A 19,251-nucleotide genomic window follows, 5' to 3' on the forward strand; every position below is an offset into this window, starting at 1 on the left:
CATGTCATCTTTACGCGTTGCATTGTTGGGTTATGGCTATGCCGGAAAAACCTTTCACGCGCCCTTGATACAAAGCTGCTCTGCGCTATCGTTAACGCATATTGGTTCACGTCAAGGGCAAGTATTACAACAGGCTGTTGGCAACCAGATTAGGGTGGAAGCCGACATCTCGGCTTTAATTTCTCATCCCCACATTGATATTGTTGTGATTGCTACCCCTAATGCCAGCCATTTCAGTTTAGCCGAGGCCGCCCTAAACGCCGGTAAGCATGTTGTGGTTGATAAGCCCTTTACCCTAACCTTTGCCGAAGCCACGCGCTTGTGCGAGCTTGCTGTGCACAATAATCGTTTATTATCCGTTTTTCATAATCGGCGCTACGATGACGACTTTATCACGCTGCAACAGCATATAAACACCGGCACTTACGGCACCGTGCAGTCCCTCACATCACGCTTTGATCGTTATCGACCCGAGGTACGACAACGCTGGCGCGAGCAAGCCGTTCCAGGTGCGGGGTTATGGTACGATTTAGGCCCACATTTATTGGATCAAGCACTGCTTTTATTTGGTGAGCCGCTGCGCCTTAGCGGCCATATTCAGATCCGCCGAATTGGGGCAACGGTTGATGATGAATTTGCCATTACCTTACATTATGCGCAGCATCAGGTGCATTTACAGGCTTCGATGCTGCAAGCCAGCCCAACGCCGCGCTTTGAATTACAGGGTAGCAAAGGACACTGGCAGTGCCTGGGGCTAGATCCACAAGAAGAGCAATTGAAAGCAGGGTTAACGCCTTTAGCGCCCAATTGGGGGATAAGGCCTGATGCGGCGTTAGAAAGTGGCGCTGCCGTATTATCGCGCGGAGGCTATCAGCAGTATTACGCGCAATTGGCTGCAGCCATTCAAGGTGAAGCCGCGAATCCCGTTCCCGCCAGGCAAGCAGCCAGAGTGATGTATTGGTTAGAACTCGCGAAAAATCAGCTGATTATGTAGCGCGTTATGCTCGGTAAGCCGCATTTTATTACCTTAAACAGGGCTTCTTTACGTAATCGACTTATTTAGGTGATCGACTTATTAACGTGATCGACTTATTTAGGTGATCGACTAATTAACGTGATCGACCTATTAAAGTAAGCGTTAGGATGTGCCGGGTTACCAAACGTAACCCAGCAATATTAACTACATGATTTACTAAATGATTAACTACATGATTAACGGCATGGTTACTGGCATTATTAACGACAAGATTAAATGCCAGCCACCAAGCCAAGCTATACACTAACCGGGCGTTGCCCCTAATTGTTGTAACAGCACCACGCCAACTACCACAATGGCAATAACCACTAAAACCAGCGGCCAACGGCTTTTCTTCTCTGCATAAGGATCATGCAATGAGCGTTTAGCGCCAGCAGGAAGATGGGCTAAACCGGTTAGTGCTGCGCCAAAGGGTAAATTGATTTTAGCGCGCGTATTCATCGCCCAGCCATTCGCATCTAGTAAGGGGCCTAAATTGCGTCGACGCAACGTTAAAAACGCCATTAACATTGAGGGGGTGGAAATGGCCAGCATCACGCCAATAAACACCAAGGGGATCTGCCACCAGAAAAGGGTAAACAACCCAGCAACGATAGCCGCTAACGCAGTACCCAAGGCCCCTATTGCCATACCAAAAGCGGCAAAAATACCGGCAAATTTAGCAATATCAAAGTTGCTGGGGGCCGCAGCAGGCGCCGCCACGGAATCGGCTACGCCACTGGTGGTTTTCGCTTCTATTTCTTTATCACGCGAGGCAGCAAATTTTTGCACCTGCGCTTCAATAAATGCAGCCATACGGCGGTAAGGTGACCAAAACGCTTGGCGGATACTGACAGGCTGTGCCACTACTTTGGTTACACTGGCACGCCAATCTCGACCTTTGCGATCATAGAATATGCCATTACGCCCAGATACCATCAATTCATCAACATCACCTGCCGTTAAGGCGGCAACAATATTAATTGGCGCCTCGCCCTGACGCACACACGTGCAATATACCAAATAACAGCCACTAAAGGGCGCCATGGTGGCATGACGTGCCAAATCTGCAACCTGCAATACAAGCTCACAGCTGCGTTGATCAAGATATAAGGTACCGGCTTGGAAAATGGCTTTGGTCTCGCCTTGATAAAAATCGCTAAAGGAGACGAAATTACGCAGTAAGGTAACAAGATCACGTTGATAACGCACTAACTGCTCTAAAGCCGCTAAGTTATCGGCAAAGGTGCTTGCTGCTAAATCAGCCGTGATTAAAGCCTGCAGTGCCAGCTGGCCATCACTGGCTAAAATCTCTTGTATACGCGTTAAGCCAAGGGTGTGTAATGCCGAATCTGGCTTTTGAGCCATCCAATTACGCCATGCGGCTAGCTGTGTTGATACCTGTTGCCAATCGGAGTACGTGAGCTCGGTACAGGTTTTTCCTAATAGCGGCGTTAAAACCTTGGCGCTAAATTGCGCGATTTTTTCAGCCCAAGCTGGATTTACCCCCGTGGTGAGCGATAACGGTTTGTCTGCCGCAATCGCAGATAGCGGTAAATCTGCAATGTCTTGATCTGCGCCAGCAACAACGCGATTAGCTAGCGCATCATATAAACCGGCTACAGGGTTTAAGCTGTCTACCGCACGTGCATCAAAGGCCGCTAACTGACAACGTACAAAATAATCATTAATTTTGGCGTTTACCGATTCAAAAATCGCTACGGCTTCAGCCGTTTCACCCGCCAAAGGACATAATTGCCCTTCACTTTCGGTAAAGGCTGTATGCCAAGCCGCAACATGCTCGGCTTGCTGCCAAAACTGGGTCAGCGTATCCTGATTAACCCCTACCCCGCCACTGCGATCCGCTACGCCACCTTGTGTGCTGATGATATCTACCATCAGCTGCTGTAGCACGGGATCGGTGGTGAGCTCTGGCATAATCACGCCATCACCATTAAAGTGATCGGCCGAAAACAACCGGGTGCTGTCCTGTAAGTCAGCCACTTGTATCAACTGATCAGCGTCTTTACCAGAATACGCCAGCACTTGGCGCGCCGCCTCTTTGATCCCTGCCCCTACACTGTCATGTTCAGCAATACTGCTCAGTGGCAATCCCGGTGCGGCAAACATAACGTCGGCATTAGTTAAGCGTTCGCAACTAAACCGTACCGCCGCCAAAATCTCAGGTACGCGAATTTGGCCATCACCATCTTGATCCATGATCGCCAAGGTTTTATCGTCAAATTCTAAGCCGGTGGTAGGACAATTAAGCACGGTCCATAGTTTTGGATCTAACAGCGCTAGATGCTGTAAATCTGCCGCAGTGGTAATAGCGACTTGATCAAAGCCGCCAGAACGAAAAAAACGCCATTGATGCGCTGAGGTCGAAGTAGACAAGTTTCTGCTCCTTGCAGGGGGTTAGTTACACTCAGCATAATGCAGCTTAGTAAAGCTTGCCATGGCTAAATTAAAAAAAGGTTATTTACGAACTATCTTTGTATTCTCAATTGCATATTGTTCTTTGGGCTAGTATCAAAAACCTGTTTAGATAAAATCTCAATGCAAAATGACAGCGTTGTCAATTGTGTTTAGTTCTGCTACATTAGCGGTGTTGCGTCGGCTTAAAAAGCCACGTTATTTTTTTACAGGTGGCACAGGAGCACTATTATGCAAGTTGTGATAAAACCCGATGCAGCTGCGGTAGCCAAGTATGGCGCGGCAATTTTTATCCAGCAAATTGTGACAAAACCTGATTCCGTTCTAGGGCTGGCAACAGGCTCGACTCCCCTGGCGTTGTATCAGCAACTGATTGATGCATATCGCGTGGAAAGTGTATCGTTTAAACAGGTTAAAACCTTTAATTTGGACGAATATCTTGGGCTTGCTGCTGATCATCCGCAAAGCTACCGCTATTTTATGCAGCAACACTTGTTTAACCATATTGATATTCGAATAGAACACACCGCGGTACCCAATGGTAATGCGCCTGATCCACTTCACGCCTGTAACGACTACGAGCGGCAAATTACTGCTGCAGGCGGTATAGATTTGCAACTCTTAGGGCTGGGTCGCAATGGCCATATTGGTTTTAATGAACCCTCCTCGGGTTTGCAATCGCGCACTCGCATTAAAACGCTAACTGCTGCAACGATTGCGGATAATGCTCGCTTTTTTCAACCTAACGAATATCAGCCGCATCTGGCCATCACCATGGGTATCGGCACCATTCTTGATGCGCGCAAAGTAGTGTTACTTGCAACGGGCAGTGCAAAAGCAGCAGCCGTTAAAGCGATGATTGAAGGGCCGTTAAGCGCGAGTTGTCCCGCTTCAGCGCTTCAGCTACATCAACATGCGGTAATTGTTATTGATGAAGCTGCCGCGTCAGAATTGACTGATATGGCGTTTTATCAACATATAGAGCGGGAAAACGAGGCGTTATTACGCCAGCTTAAACGATAATAATGTGACAATACTTGCTCACCTATCCAGATAATAGCCGCCATAAGCTTGGCGGCTTTATCTAAAACCCTCTTACCACTGCCGCAATTTATGTCCTTTAAACGCATAAAATAGAATGAATAAATAACACGGAACTAAAATCCAATAGGCGGCCTGACTGTTACCCGACGATTCTGCCAAATAACCATAAGTAAGGGGTAATACCGCTCCCCCAGCAATACCCATAATCAACATGGCCGAACCTGTTGCAGTGAGCTTACCTAAACCAGCCAGTGCTAACGGCCATACCGCTGGCCATACCAATGCGTTAGCTAACCCTAACAGCGCTACAAAAAATACGGTATCAGGCACTAAGGGTACCCCTAGCCATCCTAAGACAAGGTGTGACAACTGCACGCTGTCAGCGGATGCGAATAAAACGCCGAAACTAAACAACAAGCCAAAAATAGCGGATAACTGTAGCGCTAAGGTTTGTGACAAATAACGAGGGATTAATGACACCCCCAAAATGTAGCCAACGACCATAAAGCTCATGGTATAGGAGGTGAGAATACCAAAATGTGCCACACCAAGTTGGCTACCGTACAAACCAATGGTATCGCCAGCAATCACTTCGACACCGACATAACAGAATAATGCCACCACACCCAATACCAGCTGTGGATAAGCTAATGCAGCTTTGATGTAGCCTTTACGCTTTGTTTCTGCCCCTTCCTGCTCTGGTAACTCAGGTAAAGGCGCAAACCATATAAATACCGCTAACAGTAACAGCGCTCCTGTCATATAAACGTAAGGTAAAACCAACCGAGCCGATAACGCGGCTAACTGCAATTCCCGCTCAGTAGCGGTTAATAATGCAAGGGCTTCGGCAGAGAACTGTTCAATGTCACTGAGCACTAAAGCCGCAAAAACTACCGGTACAACGATCCCTGCAGCTTTATTAACTAACCCCATAATACTGATGCGCATGGCGGCACTTTCGTGCGGACCAATACACACGATGTAGGGATTGGTAGCGGTTTGCAGAATGGTTAAGCCGGTTCCTAGCGTGAAAAGCGCTAACAAGAAAAGCGGATACCATGCGCTTTGTGCCGCGGGTATAAACAATAATGCCCCCACGGCCATAATTAATAAGCCCGCTAGCATGCCTTTTTTATAACCCAGTACATTTAGTAAAAACGACATAGGTAAGGCCATTACCGTGTAAGCGATATAAAAAGCGAACGTGACGAGCAAGGCCTGAAACTCATTTAGCTCACACACAATTTGCAAAAAGGGGATCAGTGCTCCATTTAACCAGGTTACAAAACCAAATATAAAAAACAAAATACCGATAATGAGCATGGGGGTTAGCGTGGATGGCTGACGCTGCGATGTGAGAGTATTTTCCATTGTTCGTCCTGTCAAATATGCTTAATTTTTTTAGTTGCTGTTTAAATGCGGTTATCGTGGTAGTTAATAGATTTTAGGGTTATCACGATAATCGCTGTTGTTGTTTTGTCGCTGTATTAAGTCGTTTTATTTTTAACCATCGTTTTGACTGTACCGCTTAACTAGGCTGCGGGTTATTTCCTGCAATCCAGCACTGTTGAACCTGACCATGCGCATCAAGCAACACACAATCTGCCGCATAGCCCGGTAATAAGTATCCACGCTGTGCTGCCACACCTAAGGCTTGCGCTGGGTACAGCGACGCCATCCGATATGCTTCCGCAGGGGCAACATCTAGGGTTGTAATGGCATAGCGCACTGCAGCCGCCATATCGAGTACGGAGCCCGCTAATGCCCCTGCTTCGTTAGTAAGCTTGTTGCCATCGCGACGTACTTTGCCGCTAAAAAATGCGAACTCTGTTTCATCAGTGCCAACCGGTGACATTGCGTCGGTCACAATTAATGCCTTACCTTTTGGCTTAGCTAATAATGCGAGTTTTGCAACCAGTGGATGCATATGCAAACCATCTAAAATTAAGCCGCACCAGCTGTGTTCATCAGTTAGCGCCACGCCAACCATACCGGGTTCACGAGAAGTTAGTGGCGACATGGCATTGTATAAATGGGTAAAGCCACAAGCGCCAGCAGCCAGTGCTTGCTGCACAGTGGCGGCATCGGCGTTAGAATGCCCTAACCATACACGGACACCGGCGGCGGTTAATTGGGCTATCTGTGTTGGTGACACGTTTTCTGGTGCGACCGTTAGTAAGCGTATGCCTAAATCAGAGCGGCTATAAAGGGCTAATTCCTGTTCGGAAATGCCGCGAATGTGTTGCTCTGGGTGCACACCTTTTTTGGGTACCGATAAGTGTGGCCCCTCAAAATGTACGCCAATAATACCTGGCTCTTTTTGCGCGATAGCTAACGCAATCACATCAGCACAGCGCTGCATTACAGCCAGATCGTCGGTGATCAATGTAGGGAGCATCGCCGTTGTTCCATACTGGCTATGTGCTCGCATCATGCGCTGCAAGGTAGTGTATTCAGGCGCAGTATTAAACAACACGCCCCCCCCACCGTTAACTTGTAAATCAATAAAACCTGGGACAAGCGTTCCTGATAATACTGCACCAGAACTGGGTTGAACGGCTTGGATCACGCCATGCGCAATCGTTATCTCTACATGCTCGAGCCATTCTTCACCAGTAAATAACCGCTCAACGGCAATACGTTGCATTGTTATGTCTCCAAAATATAGGGGGATATCCCCGCATGACTGTTAATAACCGTGCTGCTGCCAGCACGTTGATCTGCAGTCTTTGCAAACCAGATAGCGCCAAATTCAGGTGGCTGGCATGCGGGGACTAATAATGCACGAATGTGTGTATCTAAGTAAGGTATTAGCTTGGGGGCTAATCCACCTATTAAGGTGATTGCCGGTGGTTCGAGCACTAATAATCTTTTGGCAATGGCGTTTACGTGACTTGCCCCTTCTGCAATAATTTGCAGCGCTTGTACATCCTGTTGTTCGGCAGCATCAAACACTAGAGGCGCTAAACGCGCATACTCGGTGGCCGAAGCATGCATAAAATGCGTCGCCAGCGCGACCGTATCAGTAATGCCGAGCGCTTGCTGCAATAATTCCGTCATGCGGGTTGGCGCCAATAAACCATCTTTACTTCTTAAAACTCGCTGTAATAATTGTAAACCAAACCACGCGCCGCTACCGCTATCGCCGTAGGGGAAACCATGCCCCCCCACTTCCAACACTTGTCCTTTTACCGCCGCCAAACCACAAGAGCCAGTACCACAAATGATCACTGCACCATCTCGGCCCTGATGCGCACCAATGCAGGCAGCGTGCAAATCGCTCGTTAAATGCAGTGCTGCAAATGGATGCTGCCAAGTACTAAAGAGCTGATGATATTTTGGGATGTTCACCCCCGCTAATCCGGCACCTACTGTAAGGCTACCAATAACGGAGGCCGGTAACGCAGCCTGCTCAAGAGCCTGATAGGTCGCATCTAAAATAGATTGCGTCGTTAACTCCATACCACGTAATGGGTTGGCTGGCCCACCCAAACCTTTACCTAGTACGGTTGCTGAGGCATCAGTTAACACAACCTGGCATTTACTCCCTCCCCCATCAATACCTAAATAATAGGGCTGCTTTACTGGCGCTATGCTGGACATCAGCACTCCTTCACTTGCTGTTAAAATGGCTCATGTACTGTGCTACTCAGTCGCGACTTTATTCTGGATATGTGCTGAATTAGCTTGACATCCATACAGTGCTCTGAGAAATTGACAGCGTTGTCATTTTTTCAGCATATCGCAATTACAGCAAATAACAAGCGCCTTATTTAAAACAAGCGCATTTTTTTTAGCAACAGCGGAGATATCTGCAAATGAACCGATTCTTTTTACTTATTGTCCTGAGTATTTTTAGCCGTTGCGCCTTAGCCAATATTACCACGCAAGCACAACTCGCCGAATTTACCCAAAATACCGCGTTATGGTTTAGTACTACTAATAATCTTCTCGCCACGCCCGCCACCTTTACCGGTGCAATTGAGTTAGAGAATCACAGTCGCTTACCCTTAGCTGCGGGCAATACCCAATGGGTTATTTATTTTCATCTTATTCGTAAAATACACGATAGTGAAAGCCAAGGGCTGAAAATTGAACATGTTCAGGGTGATTTACACCGCATCACACCCACCAATAACTTTGCCGGCCTTGCATCAGGTAAAAAGCTAACCGTACCCTTTGAATCTGCTCCGTGGATGATTAGCTATAGCGACTTTATGCCCAGAGCTTTTATGGTAATAGACGGCTTAGCGCCAGAAATATTTGCCAATACGGATACGGAAGACTGGCAACAATTTGTAAGACCACTTGTGACTCGTCAACAACAGCTTCGTCATATTGATCAAGGCGATCTGATCCCTACGGTGACGAACGCTGCACGCTATGAACGGCATCAGCGTGAACCTAAACCCGCTACTAACAACGCCGCATTCATGTCAGAGCAAAGTGTAGCCACCCGAATTATTCCCAAAGTGCAGCAGCTGGTGCAGCATGATGGTATTACTCAACTTGATTCGAGTTGGCGAATAATCGCGTTAGCAGCACTTCACAACGAAGCTTTTTACTTACAACGGCAATTACAGCAGCTCGGTCTCCCCCAGCTTGAACTAACGAATGTACCAGCACAAAAAACGATAGGCCTTACGATTGATAAAGCCCTGCAACACGCGGAGCGTTATCAACTTACAATCACCCCGGAAGCGATTAATATTGTTGGCTATGATGCCGCTGCGGTGTTTTATGGTATTCAAAGCTTGTTGGCCTTAATGCCGGTTACCGAGCCAAATGCCAGTGCTAAAGCCACTATGCAGTTACCGAATGTGAGCATTGACGATGTGCCACGTTATAGCTGGCGTGGTATGCATTACGATATGGCGCGAAACTTTCACGGTGTTGAAGTCACTAAGCGTTTAATTGCACACATGGGTCGATATAAACTGAATAAGTTACATCTGCATTTAACCGAAGATGAAGGATGGCGCCTGGAGATCCCTGGCTTACCAGAACTTACCGAGATTGGTGCCATACGGTGTTTTGATTTAACGGAACAACAGTGTTTGCTGACTCAATTAGGCAGCGGCCCTCATCCGTCGGCCTCAGGTAATGGTTATTTTCGTCGTGCTGACTTTATTGAATTACTTAAATACGCTCGGGAGCACCATATACAGGTGATCCCAGAAGTCGATTTACCCAGCCATGCGCGAGCCGCCATTAAAGCGATGGAAGTTCGCTATCAACGATTACTGGCAGCAGGTAAACCGGAAGACGCATTACGCTATCGTTTAACGGAAGACAACGATCTGTCTCGATATCTTACCGTACAGAATTACAATGATAATGCCGTGAATGTTTGCTTGGACTCAACTTACCGCTTTGTTGATAAAGTGATTGCTGAAATACAATTGATGTATCAAGAAGCCGGTGTAACCTTAGAGATATTCCATATGGGCGGTGATGAAGTTGGCAAAGGTGCTTGGGAAAAAGCGCCTTCTTGCCAACAGCTTATTGCTAACCATCCTAAAGTAAACAGTGTTGCTGATTTTAAACCGTATTTTATTAATAAGGTGGCCGAATTGACCAACCAACGAGGCTTGGGTATGGCAGCCTGGGAAGATGGATTAATGGCCGATCCTCATACGCCCTTTCCTCGTTCACAATTTAATAATGAACAGGTGATTGTAAATGCTTGGGATAATATTTGGGAATGGGGCTATGGTGATCGGGCTTATGTGTTTGCGAATCAGGGGTATCACGTTGTACAGTCGCCGGGAACCCATCTTTATTTTGATCATCCGCAAGAAGCCCACCCCGAAGAGCGCGGCTTTTATTGGGCGACGCGCTACAATGACACCGAACGCGTGTTCTTTTATCGGCCAGACCATTTATATCACAATGCCGAATTTAAGCGCGATGGCACTCCGATCACCGATTTAGCGGCCTTAGTGGGTCGCCCATTACCTGCATTAGAAAAACCTGAAAATATGTTAGGTATTCAAGGCCAGGTATGGAGTGAAACCATTCGTACCCCTGCGCAATTAGAACAAATGATTTACCCAAGATTGTTGGCCTTGGCCGAACGCGCTTGGCATAAAGCCCCTTGGGAGCCAGAAAAAACAAATGCCTTGGCGAAAGCCGATTGGCAGAGCTTCTCAGCTCGCTTAAGCGCAGTAGAATTGGTACGCCTGCAACACAGTGGCAGCTTACATTATTTACCGCCGCCAGGCGCCTTGCTACAACAAACAAAATGGCATGCTAATGTGGCTTGGCCACACTTACACATAGAGTTCAGCTTAGATCAAGGCCAACATTGGCAGCACTACCAGCAACCTTTAGCGAGCCAAGATAAGCCTATTTTACTGCGTAGCCGCCTAGGTAAGCTAACTAGCCGAACGCTTGTACTTGAGCCAGTTACCTTGCACTAGCCTTGTTAGGTCGCACTAGCCTTGTTACGTTGCTCTAGCCCTGTTACGTTGCTCTAGCCCTGTTGCGTTGCACTAGGTTTGGCATCGCGATTAATTAAGAGTACTTGCGCTGCTTAAGGCGCAACAGGGTGACTTAGTGACCAATGCACTAAAGTACGTTTGATAGCAACAGGTTATGCCTGTTACAAGAGGGTTTGCTCAAGATAGTTAGAGGTATTATGACCAAGCTCGTGATTACTGCAGCTAAGGTCAAGGATGATTTTCATAATGTCTAAAGCAAAAAAAGGTTGATACATCCATGTATCAACCTTTTACACCAGGGAAAACGCGTAGAGAAAAGCGTTAGAACGCCATTCGGACACCAGCAACAAAGCGACGACCGTTTTCATAGATAGAAAATAAGCGCGCTGGATCCGTGTTGTATTCGGTAACCCGCTCATTGGTTAGATTTATCGCTTCAAACGACAGCACTACACTGTCCGTTAAATTGTAGTTAATGCTGGCATCAACCTGACCATAGGCATCATTCCACAATTCATCGCCATTGAAATGTAACCCTTTATACCATTCGGTACGATAGTTATACATCAAACGCACACTGAATAAATCTGTTTCATAATAACCACTTACGTTATACATATGCTTTGACGTACCCTCAACTAAACCGGAGCCTGGCTTGGTAAGATCACGTTCTTCATCTCGTTTAGCGTCGGTATAGGTGTAATTAGCCATTACCCCAAAATCGCCAAAAGCCTGCTGATAGCTCAGCTCCATCCCTTGCGTTTGTCCACCAGGGCCATTCGTCGGCCGCGTAAAGGTCACATCAACTAGCCGCTCTTCTTGCTCCCAGTAGCGCTGCCCAGTAAATGTAGAGAAACTGCGATAGCTCTTAACATCTTTAATAAAGTACGTTGCGGCAAATACCGATGATGGATTGAAATACCATTCATAACTTAAATCAAATTGATCAACAATCTGAGGCTTTAACAATGGGTTACTAGCTGTACCCGTTGGCTGCGCAACATTTAATGAGCCATAACTGACAGAGGTAGAAATATCATTCCAATTTTGCCGAGCCATAACTCGCGCTGCACCAAAACGTAATAAGGAATCGGTCGTTAAATCAAACGCGATGTTAAAGCTGGGTAAGACTTCTTTATAGTTGTTATTTACCTCAACCCAAGCGAGTTCTGCCGGACGAAGCCACTCGCGATCAATAGTTAAAAAGCCCCAACTATCATCAGAAAACTCGTAGCCACCTGAGGTTTGACGGGTATCCACATAGCGTACGCCTAAGTTACCGCGAAAGCCCTCGCCTTCGAAATCGCCTTGTAAATACAGGGCAGTAATATCTTCTTCAACGGCCCAGTTCTCCGCTAAAATTAGCGATTTAGCATAATCGGCCTTTACGCCGTTTAAGCCAACAAAGGCAATTTCTTCCATACGTTCGCGATTATGAATAACTTGCTGACCTAAATTACCATTTACCGCGGCATTAATATTTTGTGTGCCGGTCGTTAAATTACATTGGGCTAACGTTGGGCAAGTATTGAAAATATACTGCAAATAAACAGGCCAATCTGGGGCTAAACTTGCATCTGATAGCGTGTTAGGTCCATGCCAACTGTAAGCCGTGCGGCTTTGAGTGCGCTCAGCAGCACGCAGTTTAATACCGGTTTTAATCTGCTTGAAAACACCATAATCGACTGGAAGACTTAAATCTAACTGTCCATAATTTTCTTCATCCGTGGTCGGCTTTTCGCCACCCCAGATCCATCCAGCACGAAATTGTGCAGGATCCGCTGCATTTACATTGGTACTGGCGCTTGGTGTATTGCCGCGTAAATCAAAATTATATCCTGTGGTCGCGCCATATTCCCAAGAGGTTTCGCGCAGAGTACCGCCTTTAGCGCGTGTTGTACCAAATTGACCATGCAACTCGTAGTTGTCTGCACGGTAAGTTAAATCAAAATCTAAGCCTTTAGTTTCTGTTGACGCAACCCGATTAATAAAGTTGTAGGCTGAAGTGCCCCCTGCTGCCACAGTTCCTGCAACAACACTATTATTCACTAAGCTGGTATTACCAAGTAATGCCGCATCGTTATTGATAAATACCAACCAGTTGGCATTTTGGTTATTGGCATCAACTTTAGAGTGCAGTGCATTGACTGTCATGTCAAAATTGGCAGAGGGTGCATATTGAAATGAAGCAAATAAGGTTTCGCGTTCACGTTGCTGTTCAAACCGTGGCACCCCAATATGACTGGGTAAACGGGCATCTAACCCCGGGTTTTTCGGCCAACCTAAAATCTCAAACCCTTCACGCACCACGGTGCGATCTTGTTTTATCGCAGAAACCAGTATGCCTACTGTGTCATCCGTATTTTTCCACGAATACAAACCAGACAATTGTGGATCCCACTCTCCTGACATTTCAGAATATTGCCCTTCAACGGATAAATTGGCGCTGTTTGCGTCTAATTCCAACGGTTTACGGGTTCTTAATATCACAGTACCGCCGATAGAACCTTCGTCAATACTGGCCATTGGCGATTTATACACTTCCAAATCAGAAACAAGGGCTGAAGGCAGCATGGTATAGTTAAAGCTACGTCCAGGATTATCCAAAATAAACCAATCCGCTGTCGCGACGGTTTGGCCATTTAACAATGTACGATTGGTGGCAGAACTTGCACCACGAATGGTAATTTTTTCGCCTTCACCAAATTCACGGCTTACGCCAACACCGGTGATCCGAGATAATGATTCGGCAACGTTACGATCTGGAAATTTACCAATATCTTCCGCAGTAACCACATCAACGACGGCATCAGAGTAACGTTTAGCATTTAGGTTTGCTTGTTGTGATGCTTTAATACCCCGGATCTGAATAACTTCGACAGCCTCATCAGTGTTTGCCGCGTTTTCAGCATAAGAAAGCGACGCTACGCCAAGCCCGCTGGTTATTAAAGCTGCTTTTACTGCTAAGGCACAAATGCCGATCTTTTGGTTAAGCATGGGATTCTCCCGTTCCTGTTCTGGTAGTCTTGTTTTTATGTTTATGACAACGCTGTCATAAAGTAACCATACACAAAAAAATCTGGCTTTGCAAACAGCATAAGCTGTTTTTTTAATCAGGGGGGCATAATTGCGAGGTAACAAGGGCTCAGGTGCAAACACATTTCACTTTCCTAAAGTTATACAAGCTAACTTAAGTCAATAAAATTCAACGAAATAAACAACATACAACCTTGCCATCAGCCATTGTTTTAGCTGAAAAAATACTATGCCTTTGATAGCCGTTATCGACATATCGCAAAATTAATTGTAATGCTGTCAATTCTTCTAGGCGATAACTGTACAATATTAATGACTAGCGCTGTCATATCGATATAAACTAATTGCGATTATCTGATAATCAATCGCATAATAGCCGCAGACTAACTACTTGAAGATAAGATGAAAGTAACGATTAATGATGTAGCAAAATTGGCCGGTGTATCCATTAAAACGGTGTCTCGCGTGATGAACAATGAACCTTCTGTTCGTCAGGATACTGTAGACAAAGTTATGGCGGCAGTTAAGCAATTACAGTACCAACCCAATGCAGCGGCACGCAATCTGGCCAGCAGCAAGTCTTATAGCATTGGCTATGTGTACGATAATCCCAATGCGTATTACATTATTGATATGCAAAATGGTTTATTAGAAGCTTGCCGTAAACATGGTTATGAATTGTTAATTCACCCTACCAATGCTAAATCGACAAACATCGTTAATGAAGTGCTTGATCTGGTTGAACGCTCACGTTTAGCGGGGTTGGTATTAACTCCGCCATTTTCTGAGATGCCGGAACTTGCCGCTGAGCTCGATAAAAAGGGCATTGATTTCGTTAGAATTATCTCTGGTTCTACCCCCTCAGACAAACTCAAAAACTGTGTGTTAATTGATGACTTCACCGCCGCGTTTAGAATTACAAATCATTTACTGGATCAGGGACACAGTAAATTAGCGTTTTTATGTGGTGATGAGGAGCACAGCTCTAGTGGCGAGCGATTAGCCGGTTTTAAAGCGGCTTTAACTAAAAGAGGCATAACCTTAAACGACGATTATATTATTCCAGGCACATATTCATTTGAGTCTGGCGTGCAAGGTGCGCAAACACTCTTAGCAATGGCTGACAAACCCAGTGCAATCTTTGCCTGTAATGATGAAATTGCTGCTGGAGCGCTATTTTGCGCAAGACTCTCACACATTAACATTCCAGCACAATTGGCTATTGCCGGTTTTGAAAACAGCCCGTTTTCACGTCAAACGTGGCCACCTCTAACAACGGCGAACCAACCGAATAGCATTATTGCCTGCCAAGCGGCTGAATTATTATTTAAAGCCTGTAAACAGACATCTGCTAATGCTAATTTTGAGCAACCTGTCTTTGTACCGGAACTCCTAGTACGCGAATCAACACGCGCTTAAAGCCGCCATTAATTGTCTATCGCAATTCGCCCGGCTTTGACAAAATTTTGCCAGCAGCGAGCTTGTGGTGCTAATACAAAAAGATCGCCATTTTGACCAAGCAGTTGCTGTGGCACGCCTGCTTGACGCGCAACAGCGGCATTCGCTTGCATATGCGGCAGTTCGCCATGCACGGGAACCGCAATCGCGGGTTTCACATATCGATAGAGTAAATCGAGTTCGCCCTGATTAGGGTGACCAGAAACATGAATAGGCAACAAGGTATCACTGGGTTGCAGTACCTGTATTTTTTTTGCTTTAAACTTATCAATTAAGCGGCTTATTAGCATTTCGTTGCCGGGGATCATAATGGCACTGAAAATAACTAAATCGTTTTCTTCGAGTAATAGATGCGGATGACGATCTTCAGCCAGCTTAGTTAAGGCGGCTCGGGGCTCTCCCTGACTTCCGGTTGCCACAACTAATACTTCTTCTGGCGGTAAAAAGCCAATATGCCCCACGTCAATCAGCGGAATATCTTCTGGCCAAAAACCACATTGTCTGGCAGCGCCCAGCATATTTTCCATGGCACGACCGAATAATGCTAAATACCGACCACTTTGCTGCGCCACACGGCCAAGGCTGATTAATCGGCCAATATTGCTGCTAAAACCACTGACGACAACCCGTTGTTTAACCGGCTTAATCACTTCTAAAAGTGCCTGATAACAGGCTGTTTCAGATAATGAAAAACCGCTTTTTAACGCATTAGTAGAATCGCACACCATGGCAGTAATGCCTTGTTTAGCCAAGCGTTTAAATACCTGAGGTTTAAATGCCCGTCCCAAAATAGGCGCAGCATCCATTTTCCAGTCTGCGGTATGAAACACCTTACCCGCTTCAGTGCTAATTAATAACGCTTGCGGCTCAGGTATCGAGTGCGTAATGTTTAACCAATTGATCAAAAACGGACCACACTGACAGGTGCCTCCAGGTGGGATCTCGATTATCGGCATCTCGGTAGAAAGACCACTGCGGGCAATTTTTCGACGCAAAATTTCGGCAGTAAACGGCGTGCAATACACCGGAGCCTGTAAACGTGGCCATAAGTGGATTAATGCGCCGACATGATCCTCATGTGCATGCGTTATAATAATGGCAGACAAGCGTTCACGTTGCTGACAAATAAAGCTCGGATCAGCTGCTTGTACTTCTGCGGTAAGCTTTGGCGCAGCAGTGGATAAGGGTTGTAATGGATTATAAAACGTGACGCCGCAATCTACCATTAACCACTGGCCATCATGCCCATATAGGTTTAAATTCATGCCAATTTCGCCGCAGCCTCCCAGCGGCAAAAACCATAAATCTTTTAGCCCGGGCTGCATATCGAATACTACTGCCTTACTCAAAATAGCCCCCTTTAAAGCGGATAACGTGATGTTTCCGCTGACACAAGTCTATTACGATACCTCACTGACCTCAAGATCCGAGTAGATATGCTTATTCTAAGACTACGGCCAAAGGGGCTATTTGGGTTTTAGCTTGTTGCGCATAGCTGATAAGTGACAACATCAGCCGCACGAGTAATCAGGCAACATATTCTACATATGCAGTTTTAAGCATCCACGGCGAACCTGGTTCTGCTTCTGATCGCCTCTAACAGAATATATTTTACATTGCTAATGTGGTTAAGCATTAAGCAGCATGCTAGAGTGCGCGCAACTCGGTTCCGGGTTAACTCAACGTCAATCTTAGTCCCATTTAGGTAGTTAAAACTATGTTCGCTTATGTCGTAAATACGCGTGTGTCAGGTCGCCTTGGTTTGTTATTACTAGCCGTTTTGTTAAGTGCTTGCGTTGCCCCTGCCCTATTGTTATCTCCCCAAGGTCAGCTGATGTGGGCGATAATGAAACCCATGGTCGGCTTAGATCCTAACGAAGTAAACTTATTTGAGCAGCCCATCATTAAAAAACGGTTAGAACCCCTTCTGGGTGAACATTACTTGACGGCTGTAACACTGTTAAACACTGCTGATGAAATTAAACAGCAAGGGCCATTGTTTTATGTTGCCTCTAACTACACACCGTTGCCAACGTTAGCCGAGAAAGCTGGCTTTGTGTGGAATGCTGAAACAAACCAAATGGCAGTATTAATAAGCAAAGGCGGCGTAACGCACATTTTTGCCGAAGCGGTAGAGCAAAAAGCCAAAGCCGTATTGCCTGTATGGCCTGATGAGCTGGTAGATTATGCAAAAATGGCAAGTGATCCGGAAAAAATGCTTAAAAAACAACTGGAAGAGCAAACACAGCAATTAATTGAACAACCTAAACAACAATTGCAAAACGCGATTGATGAACAAAAACAGCTATTAATCGAACAACCTAAACAACAGTTACAAAACGCGATTGATGAACAAAAACAGCAATTGCTCGAACAGCCAAAACAGCAATTGCAAAACGCGATTGATGAACAAAAACAGCAATTAATTGAACAGCCTAAACAGCAATTGCAAAACGCGATTGATGAACAAAAACAGCTATTAATCGAACAACCTAAACAACAATTGCAAAACGCGATTGATGAACAAAAACAGCAATTAATTGAACAGCCTAAACAACAATTGCAAAACGCGATTGATGAACAAAAACAGCTATTAATCGAACAACCTAAACAACAATTGCAAAACGCGATTGATGAACAAAAACGGTTAATTGAACAGCAAAAACCAACACCTAAAAAAGACAACAAACCTGCTAATTAATTTTTTTAGCACATTCAATTTTGCCGAATAGCCAAGCATTTGTTTGGTATTCGGCACAGGTTTAAGCGCTATTAACATTAAGCATTGCGATAGCGCGTTTTACTCTCTCGATAAAAAACGCCTATTACATCTGAGATGCATGGCTTAAAATGACTAAGAGGTACGGGTTCAAAACTGGTGCTATTTCATTCTCATACTTGTATTTTACCGTTAAGGCAGTATCCTTGGCGCCTGAAAATTTCCAGATAAGGTCTTCTCGATGTTAAGTTATCGTCATAGTTATCATGCGGGTAATCATGCAGATGTGATAAAACACCTTACGCAAGTGGCGATACTGGATTATCTGTTGAAAAAAGATAAACCCTTTTGCTATCACGATACCCATGCTGGCGCCGGGCTGTATAGCTTACAGAGCGAACATGCCCAAAAAACAGCGGAATACCAAGGCGGTATCGCTAAGCTCTGGCACTACCAAGCACAAAGCCCCGTTTTGCAACGCTATCTGGGATTGGTAAAACAGCTAAACCCAGATGACACCCTTAATTTCTACCCAGGCTCACCCAAAATTGCGGCGCTGATGTTACGCCAATCTGATCACTTGCAAGCAACAGAGTTACATCCAACCGATTTCCCGCTATTGAAGAGTCAGTTTGTAAAACGCCGTTATACTCGGATTGAAAATATTGATGCGTATGCCGGATTTAAAGCGATGCTTCCGCCACTGGTTAAACGGGGTGTCGTGTTGATGGATCCCCCGTACGAGCTTAAAACGGAATATCAGGATCTGGTAAACGGTTTGCAGGACGCGTATAAGCGTTGGCCACAAGCAACCTACGCTATTTGGTATCCGGTGATTGAACGCCCAGCCGTTGAGGCTTTTATTGCCGCCATTGTAGCGAGTGGTATTAAAAACCAGCTTCGTATTGAATTCAACTTGCATGCTGACAGTAGCGGTCATGGTATGACGGGCAGCGGTATGCTCGTGATCAATCCTCCCTTTACTCTCGCTACAGAAATGCGACAGGCCTTAACAGAGGTGCTATCGCAAATAGGCTCAGTGCACAGCACGGTGCAAATCACCCCATTAGTTGCAGAATAGGTTGCAGAATAGATTGAAG

At 45.8% G+C, this 19,251-nt stretch carries 12 protein-coding genes; 6 read left to right on the forward strand and 6 right to left on the reverse strand.

Annotation, left to right across the window (positions count from 1 at the left end; all coding sequences use genetic code 11):
* The first annotated feature begins 1 nt into the window (after position 1).
* Complete coding sequence (locus IE070_RS09435; RefSeq protein ID WP_229797009.1) at positions 2 to 994, forward strand: oxidoreductase; 993 nt, start codon at positions 2 to 4, stop codon at positions 992 to 994.
* A gap of 285 nt (positions 995 to 1,279) precedes the next feature.
* Here IE070_RS09435 and IE070_RS09440 read toward each other — a convergent pair whose 3' ends face one another.
* Positions 1,280 to 3,412: a hypothetical protein gene (locus tag IE070_RS09440; RefSeq protein ID WP_189482797.1), complete on the reverse strand. Its 2,133-nt coding sequence runs from the start codon at positions 3,410 to 3,412 to the stop codon at positions 1,280 to 1,282.
* Between the two features lie 270 nt (positions 3,413 to 3,682).
* On the opposite strand from IE070_RS09440, the gene nagB reads away from it, so the two are divergent.
* Complete coding sequence (gene nagB / locus IE070_RS09445) at positions 3,683 to 4,474, forward strand: glucosamine-6-phosphate deaminase (RefSeq protein WP_189482799.1); 792 nt, start codon at positions 3,683 to 3,685, stop codon at positions 4,472 to 4,474.
* A gap of 72 nt (positions 4,475 to 4,546) precedes the next feature.
* Here the strand turns inward: nagB and IE070_RS09450 are convergent, their stop codons facing one another.
* From IE070_RS09450 to nagK, 3 genes are all read right to left on the reverse strand, one after another.
* Positions 4,547 to 5,866 (reverse strand): sugar MFS transporter, encoded by a 1,320-nt coding sequence (locus IE070_RS09450; protein ID WP_229797010.1) that lies wholly within the window; start codon positions 5,864 to 5,866, stop codon positions 4,547 to 4,549.
* Between the two features lie 157 nt (positions 5,867 to 6,023).
* A complete protein-coding gene (gene nagA / locus IE070_RS09455; RefSeq protein ID WP_189482801.1) occupies positions 6,024 to 7,142 on the reverse strand; it encodes an N-acetylglucosamine-6-phosphate deacetylase in 1,119 nt (372 codons plus the stop codon).
* 2 nt (positions 7,143 to 7,144) lie between these two features.
* Positions 7,145 to 8,098, reverse strand: coding sequence for an N-acetylglucosamine kinase (nagK, locus tag IE070_RS09460; protein WP_189482803.1), 954 nt, complete (start codon positions 8,096 to 8,098; stop codon positions 7,145 to 7,147).
* 215 nt (positions 8,099 to 8,313) lie between these two features.
* Here nagK and IE070_RS09465 point away from each other — a divergent pair, with 215 nt between their 5' ends.
* Positions 8,314 to 10,917: a family 20 glycosylhydrolase gene (locus tag IE070_RS09465; protein ID WP_189482805.1), complete on the forward strand. Its 2,604-nt coding sequence runs from the start codon at positions 8,314 to 8,316 to the stop codon at positions 10,915 to 10,917.
* Positions 10,918 to 11,259: 342 nt separating this feature from the next.
* On the opposite strand, the gene IE070_RS09470 is transcribed toward IE070_RS09465, so the two are convergent.
* Positions 11,260 to 13,935: a TonB-dependent receptor gene (locus IE070_RS09470; RefSeq protein WP_189482807.1), complete on the reverse strand. Its 2,676-nt coding sequence runs from the start codon at positions 13,933 to 13,935 to the stop codon at positions 11,260 to 11,262.
* A gap of 441 nt (positions 13,936 to 14,376) precedes the next feature.
* Here IE070_RS09470 and IE070_RS09475 point away from each other — a divergent pair, with 441 nt between their 5' ends.
* A complete protein-coding gene (locus IE070_RS09475; RefSeq protein ID WP_189482809.1) occupies positions 14,377 to 15,393 on the forward strand; it encodes a LacI family DNA-binding transcriptional regulator in 1,017 nt (338 codons plus the stop codon).
* A gap of 8 nt (positions 15,394 to 15,401) precedes the next feature.
* Here the strand turns inward: IE070_RS09475 and IE070_RS09480 are convergent, their stop codons facing one another.
* Positions 15,402 to 16,697 (reverse strand): ribonuclease J, encoded by a 1,296-nt coding sequence (locus tag IE070_RS09480; RefSeq protein WP_229797019.1) that lies wholly within the window; start codon positions 16,695 to 16,697, stop codon positions 15,402 to 15,404.
* 452 nt (positions 16,698 to 17,149) lie between these two features.
* Between IE070_RS09480 and IE070_RS09485 the strand changes: the two genes are divergently transcribed.
* A complete protein-coding gene (locus IE070_RS09485) occupies positions 17,150 to 18,133 on the forward strand; it encodes a hypothetical protein (protein ID WP_229797011.1) in 984 nt (327 codons plus the stop codon).
* A gap of 259 nt (positions 18,134 to 18,392) precedes the next feature.
* On the forward strand, positions 18,393 to 19,232 hold the full coding sequence (locus tag IE070_RS09490) for a 23S rRNA (adenine(2030)-N(6))-methyltransferase RlmJ (RefSeq protein WP_189482811.1): 840 nt from the start codon (positions 18,393 to 18,395) through the stop codon (positions 19,230 to 19,232).
* Positions 19,233 to 19,251 lie beyond the last annotated feature (19 nt).

It is taken from the genome of Alishewanella tabrizica (genome assembly GCF_014652375.1).
Taxonomy (GTDB): Bacteria; Pseudomonadota; Gammaproteobacteria; order Enterobacterales; family Alteromonadaceae; genus Alishewanella; species Alishewanella tabrizica.

What these genes read in the sequence shown, in the direction of transcription:
- IE070_RS09435 (WP_229797009.1), top strand. Translation starts at nt 2, where the DNA reads ATGTCATCTTTACGCGTTGCATTGTTGGGTTATGGCTATGCCGGAAAA.
- nagB (WP_189482799.1), top strand. Translation starts at nt 3,683, where the DNA reads ATGCAAGTTGTGATAAAACCCGATGCAGCTGCGGTAGCCAAGTATGGC.
- IE070_RS09450 (WP_229797010.1), bottom strand. Translation starts at nt 5,866, where the DNA reads ATGGAAAATACTCTCACATCGCAGCGTCAGCCATCCACGCTAACCCCC.
- nagA (WP_189482801.1), bottom strand. Translation starts at nt 7,142, where the DNA reads ATGCAACGTATTGCCGTTGAGCGGTTATTTACTGGTGAAGAATGGCTC.
- nagK (WP_189482803.1), bottom strand. Translation starts at nt 8,098, where the DNA reads ATGTCCAGCATAGCGCCAGTAAAGCAGCCCTATTATTTAGGTATTGAT.
- IE070_RS09465 (WP_189482805.1), top strand. Translation starts at nt 8,314, where the DNA reads ATGAACCGATTCTTTTTACTTATTGTCCTGAGTATTTTTAGCCGTTGC.
- IE070_RS09470 (WP_189482807.1), bottom strand. Translation starts at nt 13,935, where the DNA reads ATGCTTAACCAAAAGATCGGCATTTGTGCCTTAGCAGTAAAAGCAGCT.
- IE070_RS09475 (WP_189482809.1), top strand. Translation starts at nt 14,377, where the DNA reads ATGAAAGTAACGATTAATGATGTAGCAAAATTGGCCGGTGTATCCATT.
- IE070_RS09480 (WP_229797019.1), bottom strand. Translation starts at nt 16,697, where the DNA reads ATGAATTTAAACCTATATGGGCATGATGGCCAGTGGTTAATGGTAGAT.
- IE070_RS09485 (WP_229797011.1), top strand. Translation starts at nt 17,150, where the DNA reads ATGTTCGCTTATGTCGTAAATACGCGTGTGTCAGGTCGCCTTGGTTTG.
- IE070_RS09490 (WP_189482811.1), top strand. Translation starts at nt 18,393, where the DNA reads ATGTTAAGTTATCGTCATAGTTATCATGCGGGTAATCATGCAGATGTG.